The organism is Streptococcus sp. 2741 (assembly GCF_013276315.1).
In the GTDB taxonomy this organism is placed as follows: Bacteria; Bacillota; Bacilli; order Lactobacillales; family Streptococcaceae; genus Streptococcus; species Streptococcus pseudopneumoniae.
This window is the reverse complement of the sequence record NZ_VMKU01000018.1, coordinates 64,149-70,614: the sequence shown is the minus strand read 5'-3', so window position 1 is coordinate 70,614 and position 6,466 is coordinate 64,149. Positions and strand designations below refer to the sequence as shown.

Here is a 6,466-nt window from a genome sequence, read left to right as displayed (position 1 = left end):
TTGCCAAGAAGTTACGACAAAATGTCAATAACTTAGAGAACTATTCTCTGAAGGAAGCTGCCAATACCCTGCCTTATGATATGGTGGAATTGGTAAGAAGAAATTAGTTAATACTCTTCGAAAATCTCTTCAAACCACGTCAGCGTCGCCTTGGATTATATATGTGACTGACTTCGTCAGTCTTATCTACAACCTCAAAGCAGTGCTTTGAGCAACCTGCGGCTAGCTTCCTAGTTTGCTCTTTGATTTTCATTGAGTATTAATAGACTTGTTTGGTATCTTGAAAACTATATCATATAGGTGTCGTCATGAATCCTTTTAGCTGATTTAAGGATACAAAAACATAATACTATGACTCAATTGAAATATTAAAATTCAATTTCTGACCACCTAATCCTGCTTCAAATAGTTATCGAACAAGTTTTATGATAGCTACCTTGTTAGGATGCTCTTATTTTTTATCAGACAAAACAAAAGGATTAAGGGAGTGAATTTCCTTAATCCGATAGTCTCTTAAGCCTGACGCTGACCAAAGTCCTTAATCATCTGCTCCATTTCTTGTCGGCTAGGAGTTGTCAACATATACAGGTAATCTCCTTGAAGTTCCGCAAAGGCCGCTGGCATGATTTTTTTAACCTTGAACTGCTGACTGTATTTGGCAAGCAAGTCCTCCTCAGAATAAACATAGTGAGCATTTGCACGGCGAGAAGTAGCCAAACAATACTGCGGTTCAAATTCTGACGCTGGGAACTCTTCTCCTGCTACAATCGCCGCATAGCCTCGGTAGAGGTCCAAGGAATGAGCAAAGTTATAAACATCAATAGTGAAACCACCTGCAGGGCGGTTATTGTACTCAATGGCGATGTAATCATCCCCTTCACGGAAGAACTCAATATGGAAGAACCGTTCTTTCATGCCAAATTCCTTGACAATTGCCTCACCATATTTACGTAATTTAGGATCCATATCCTTGAGAACGTAATAAGAATTGTCCATCTTGTAAATCATGAGATCAAGCGGTGTATAGGCGTAATCAAAGGTTGTTGAGAAGACAATTTTACCATCCTTGTCCACAAGACCATCAAAGGTACAAATTTCGCTAGAGGTGACAAATTTCTCAAAGAAATAAACAGTTGAATGATCCCACTCAGACTTGAAGTGATTGATATCGTCTTCTGTCTCAAGCTTAAAGGTGGCGGCCGCTCCCACTCCATTGTCAGGTTTGGCAATCATTGGAAGACCAATTTCTTTCACAGCTTTATCCACATCTGCTTCCGTCTTGATAACTGCTCCAGGGACCACTGGGACACCTGCTTTTTTGAAAAGCTTCTTCATTTCAGACTTAAATTTCGTCTTTTTAATATCCTCTGGTTTGGCACCAAAAACATTAAATTGCTCTCTGAGTGCTGCGTCCAGCTCAAGCCAGTATTCATTATGAGACTCGATGCGATCAAGCGGGCCATGTTTATAAAAGAGAAAAGCAACTGCTCGTTTGACTTCGTCTATGTTCTCAAGATTGTCAACACGGAAATATTCGGTCAGGCTATTGCGTAAAGGCTCATCCAATTGCTCGTATGGTTCTTGGCCAATTCCCAAGACAGTGATGCCTTTATTAGCTAGTTCAATGGTAAACTGTTGAAAGTTTTGTGGATAATAGGGAGAAATAACAAGGTAATTCATAGGTAACTCCTTTTATAAATAGAGATGACCGAGGAAATAAGGCATTTGTTTGCGCCACCATTCCCAGTCGTGGGCGACATCGTGTCCCCATTCAGCAAACCAGGCTGGAATTTGTTTCTGGTCAAAGGCTTCTTTGAGCTTGTAAAAGGATGGCAAGCCATCTTGTTCCCAGGCACCAAGACCCGTACACAACACAATCTCTGCCTGACGATAACGGTCAATAAACCAGCCGTCGTTCTGGTTCCAGATATAATCTACTGGCGAGTTTTGGTAAATAGCATCATCGTTGTAGTAATCGCCGACAAAGAAACGTGCATCGTAAACACCACTGAGAGCAATCACTTTGGTAAAGACATCTGGATGCTGGAGGAAGAAATTGAGTGCATGATAGGCTCCCATAGAGCAACCTGTCGTCATCATGCCATCAAACCAACCTGTCTTATGCTTGATAAAAGGAATGGCCTCCTCAATCACATAACGTTCGTAGGCACGGTGCATTTCCGCTTGGTCGTGACCATTTTTCCAAGTAGCCAACCAGCTCTCACTGTCCACACTGGATAGGGTAAAGAACTGGACACGGCCTTCCTCGATAAAGGAAGCACAGGCGTCAATCATGCCAAAATCATAGTATTCATTGTGACTGCCACCTGATGAAGCAAAGACCACAACTGGAATTCCAGCATATCCATAACGATTGAGGTACATTTCACGGTTAAGGTGACCACTCCAGTGGCTAAGGTTTTCAATATGCATTGGCTTTCTCCTTTTCTAACTTACCATTTCTCTGCAAAAAATCTCAGAGAGTCTGGTAAATTCTCCGACCAAGGGATTTCACTATGGATGGCACCAGACTGAACTTTTAAGACCAGATTATCTAAGTGTACCCCACCTGCTATCAAATCATGGTAATAGCGAAGCGACGAGTCGATATAGGCTTGTTTGATATTACCAGCCATCAGGGTCTTGTCTGTATCATCTGCTTCTTCCGTTCCCACATAGATGAAGATGCGCTGGTCAGGCGATAGTTTCTGGCGCTCGATATAGCGGTTAAAGGCTTCTTGGTGGAGCCAGTTTGCAGATGAAAAGACGCCCAGGCAACCAATTTGGTCTTGGTATTCCAAACCGATAAACTGGGTAATATTCCCTCCTAGTGAGGATCCAATCATGGCTGTATGCTGGCAGTCTGCTTTTGTACGATAAGTTTCATCGATAAAAGGCTTGACCACCTCCATGACAAACTCGGCATACTCCACACCCTTACCGCCAAACTGCTGCCCTGGGATAGGAGATTCTTGGAACTTCCAAGCTGCATACTCATTCATCCGCCCCATGCCATCATTGTCAATAGCAACTACAATCATGCGACTGATATCGGGATTTCGTTTGATGGCTGGGATAATCTTCCATGAGTGTCCAATGAAAGACTCTTTGCTATAAAAAACATTTTGCCCGTCATGAAAGTAAACAACAGGATAGGAACGGTCTGTATCTTTCTCATAATCTTTAGGTAGAAGAACACGCACACGGCGCTCCTTGCCTGTATAAGGAACCTTGAGTTTGTGTTCTTTCATTTTTAAATAAAAGTAGGAATGATTCATTGTCAGAAAACTCTCTATATTCAAAATTTTATTTTATTATATCACAATTATAGAAAAAAAGTTAATTTTGCTTCCATTTTTGGAATTAAAAACTAACTTTTTCATTTAATTTTCTAAATTCTTTTGGATTTTCTGATTAGAGCAGATTGTCAATCAAGTCATCAACTTCATCTTTTTCAGCTTGAGGTGTAATCTCAGTAATCATGATTCCAGCAACTGCTCGCTCAACCAAATCTTCAACATCCATACGTGCTTCATACTGCTCTGCATTCTTAATCTTAGGATTTGTTTTTGGACGATCTGGTGCAAAAATGGTACAACAGTCTTCAAAAGGCTGGATTGAAATGTCAAAGGTATCAATTTCTTGTGCAATATCGATGATTTCCAACTTGTCCATGGTAACCACAGGACGAATGATGGGAGTGTTGGTCACAGCGTTAATAGCCTGCATGCTTTCGAGGGTTTGACTGGCTACTTGACCTAGACTTTCCCCATTGATGATAACCAAACCATTTCGTACCTCACGAATACGATCGGTAATCCGCATCATAAAGCGACGAGTTAGAGTCATCAAGTAAGCTTCTGGCGCTTTAGCCTTGATTTCCTCTTGAATCTCTGTAAAAGGAACTTCGATAAACTGGATATTGCCCCCAAACTTAGTCAATTTACGAGTCAAATCTTGGGCTTTTTTAAGGGCTCCAGGACTGGTGTAAGGTGGGCTGGCAAAGTGAACTGCCTCAATATCTACCCCACGCTTAAGCGCTAGATAACCAGCTACAGGTGAATCAATCCCTCCCGACAACATAAGCATCCCTTTACCTGAAGTTCCAACTGGCAAACCACCAGCCCCACGAATGGTTTCATAAGAAAGGTAGGCTGCCTCTTCTCGAATCTCCACTTGGAGATTGATATCAGGACTTTTCATTTGAGCTTGTACGTTTGGAATTGCTTCGAAAACAGCTCCTCCAAGCGTTTGATTGAGTTCACGACTGTCAAGTTCAAAGTTGTGGTCGCTACGCTTGCTAGAGATTTTAAAGGTCATGCCTTCCTTGTAGATGTCCTGCATAATCTCTTGGACAGAAGACTTCAAAACTTCTACAGATTTTTCAACCTTATATACTGGAGAAAAATTTTGAATCCCGAAGACTTGCTTGAGTGATTCTGCTACTGCTGTGTAATCAGCTCCATTGAGGTAAGCATGGGCACGGTCACGATCTGCCCTTACCTTAACTTGGGGATAGATAGACAAAACGTCTGAAATATTATTGCGAAGTTTATTGATGAAACGCATACGGTTTTTGCCTTTGGTTGACAGCTCACCGTAGCGAATCATAATTTCTGAATACTGCATAAATGCTCCTATCTTACTTTTCTAGTTTGGTTGTAAATTAATTTTAGCTTGGTCAAAAACTGATCGACCTGACTCATATCATTTTCAAGGTCTAGGCTAAGACGCACAGCTGACTGGGCCTTATCTTTATCTACTCCTATGGCAATCAGAGTTCCTGCAGGTTTCCCAGCCTTGGACGAACAAGCAGAGGTCGTTGAGATAAAAATATCATAGTCTTCAAAAGCGTGAACGATGACTTCACCACGAACACCCTTGATTCCAAAAGTCAGGATATGAGGGGCAAAGTCTTCCTCATCTGAAAAGACAAAAATATCTGGATAGTCCAGAAGGGCTTGACGAATCACTGCCTTCATCTGCCCAGTCTTGCTCCTAAAGGTATCTAGCTTTTCCATAGATAAACGGAGAGCCTTGGCTGTCGCTGCAATCCCTGCCACATTTTCAGTTGTCGAACGGTAATCACGCTCCTGACCTCCACCAGTCAACAGTGGCGTAATTTTCTTACCAGACTTGATATAGACAAAACCAACACCACGAACTCCGTGGAACTTGTGACCAGAGAAAGTCGCGAAATCCACTCGTTCTGTCAGATATTTTTCAGTTGTAATCTTAGCAAGTGCCTGAACCGCATCAACGTGGAAAGTAATAGTTGGCTTGTCTGCCAATAGTTTTGAAATAGCCTCAATAGGTTGGATAGAGCCTATTTCATTGTTCACAGCCATGATGGAAACGAGGATTGTATCAGGTCGTATCAAAACTGCTAGGGCCTCGACGTCCACAAATCCTTTCTCATCAACTGGAGCAAAATCCACTTCAAATCCTTGACTTTTCAGCCAGAGAGCCGATTCCTTAACTGCCGGATGTTCAATGGCTGATACGATGATGTGCTTGCCAAACTGGGCTTTTTCAAATGCTACTCCCTTGATGACCCAGTTATCTCCTTCTGTCCCACCAGATGTAAAGAAGATTTCATCACTTTTCTTACCGATTAAATCTGCAATCTGTTGGCGAGAAGCATCTAAGATTCGTGTTGCCTGGTCTCCCAAACGATGGAGACTAGATGGATTTCCTAAAATTTTTGAAGTCACCTGCATATAGGTTTCAAGGGCTTCAGGATAAGGCTTGGTCGTCGCCGAATTATCAAAGTAAATCATGTTTTCTCACGCTTTCTAAAATCACTCCTTCTATTGTATCATGAAACGGAGCCTGCGACAAGAAAGGGCAATTCCTCTTTTTTTAAGATTTTTTTTAAAGAAATGCGATATAATAAATTTTAATCAAAGGAGAGAATGTATGTCTAACTATCGTAGAACTTCAAAACCAAAAACAGAACATATCAAAAAAGGCTTTACTGTTTTTCAAAAAACCATTACTACTATCGCTAGTATCCTCGGCTTGATTACTGCGACTATCACGATTATGAATGCCTTGGATAATAATAAAAATACCAAAAAAGAACCGACGACAACACCGACGACAACCATTGTCAAAGAAATTCAAAAGGAATCCCCTCAGGAAAATACTAGTCCCAATAAGGAAAATAATACTAGTCAAGAAAAAAAACAACAAGAGGAAACGCAAAAATCTAGCGGCAAGGAAGAGAAAAAAGAAGAGCAGAAAACAGCAACTCAGGATTCTTCTACTCCTGCTCCTACTCCAAGTAAACCTGCCGCTGATAATGAAAAACAGTCCAATACTCCAACTTCAGAAAATAATACTCAATGAAAATCAAAGAACAAACTAGGAAGCTAGCCGTAAGCTGCTCAAAACACTGTTTTGAGGTTGTAGATAAGACTGACGAAGTCAGTCACATATATACGGTAAGGCGAAGCTGACGTGG

6 protein-coding genes are annotated in these 6,466 nt (G+C 41.4%); 1 reads left to right on the top strand and 5 read right to left on the bottom strand.

Annotated features, from left to right (window positions below):
* Positions 1 to 513: 513 nt before the first annotated feature.
* The 5 genes from HT671_RS02715 to HT671_RS02695 all read right to left on the bottom strand — a co-directional run bounded on the left by HT671_RS02715 (position 514) and on the right by HT671_RS02695 (position 5,780).
* Positions 514 to 1,680: an ATP-grasp domain-containing protein gene (locus tag HT671_RS02715; protein ID WP_172923027.1), complete on the bottom strand. Its 1,167-nt coding sequence runs from the start codon at positions 1,678 to 1,680 to the stop codon at positions 514 to 516.
* Between the two features lie 12 nt (positions 1,681 to 1,692).
* Positions 1,693 to 2,433, bottom strand: a complete 741-nt coding sequence (locus tag HT671_RS02710; protein WP_000546809.1) for an esterase family protein — start codon at positions 2,431 to 2,433, stop codon at positions 1,693 to 1,695.
* Positions 2,434 to 2,453: 20 nt separating this feature from the next.
* Positions 2,454 to 3,278, bottom strand: coding sequence for an alpha/beta hydrolase (locus tag HT671_RS02705; protein WP_001016822.1), 825 nt, complete (start codon positions 3,276 to 3,278; stop codon positions 2,454 to 2,456).
* A 136-nt stretch (positions 3,279 to 3,414) separates the two neighbouring features.
* Positions 3,415 to 4,629: a tRNA uracil 4-sulfurtransferase ThiI gene (gene thiI, locus HT671_RS02700; RefSeq protein ID WP_001200054.1), complete on the bottom strand. Its 1,215-nt coding sequence runs from the start codon at positions 4,627 to 4,629 to the stop codon at positions 3,415 to 3,417.
* An 8-nt stretch (positions 4,630 to 4,637) separates the two neighbouring features.
* Positions 4,638 to 5,780, bottom strand: coding sequence for a cysteine desulfurase family protein (locus tag HT671_RS02695; RefSeq protein WP_000638947.1), 1,143 nt, complete (start codon positions 5,778 to 5,780; stop codon positions 4,638 to 4,640).
* 139 nt (positions 5,781 to 5,919) lie between these two features.
* Here HT671_RS02695 and HT671_RS02690 point away from each other — a divergent pair, with 139 nt between their 5' ends.
* Positions 5,920 to 6,351 carry a DUF6556 family protein gene (locus tag HT671_RS02690; protein WP_172923026.1) on the top strand — a complete coding sequence of 144 codons (432 nt, stop codon included), beginning with the start codon at positions 5,920 to 5,922 and terminating at the stop codon, positions 6,349 to 6,351.
* Positions 6,352 to 6,466: the final 115 nt, after the last annotated feature.

Excerpts from the sequence above, each read along its gene's own strand:
- HT671_RS02715 (WP_172923027.1), bottom strand. The coding sequence starts at position 1,680 with ATGAATTACCTTGTTATTTCTCCCTATTATCCACAAAACTTTCAACAG.
- HT671_RS02710 (WP_000546809.1), bottom strand. The coding sequence starts at position 2,433 with ATGCATATTGAAAACCTTAGCCACTGGAGTGGTCACCTTAACCGTGAA.
- HT671_RS02705 (WP_001016822.1), bottom strand. The coding sequence starts at position 3,278 with ATGAATCATTCCTACTTTTATTTAAAAATGAAAGAACACAAACTCAAG.
- thiI (WP_001200054.1), bottom strand. The coding sequence starts at position 4,629 with ATGCAGTATTCAGAAATTATGATTCGCTACGGTGAGCTGTCAACCAAA.
- HT671_RS02695 (WP_000638947.1), bottom strand. The coding sequence starts at position 5,780 with ATGATTTACTTTGATAATTCGGCGACGACCAAGCCTTATCCTGAAGCC.
- HT671_RS02690 (WP_172923026.1), top strand. The coding sequence starts at position 5,920 with ATGTCTAACTATCGTAGAACTTCAAAACCAAAAACAGAACATATCAAA.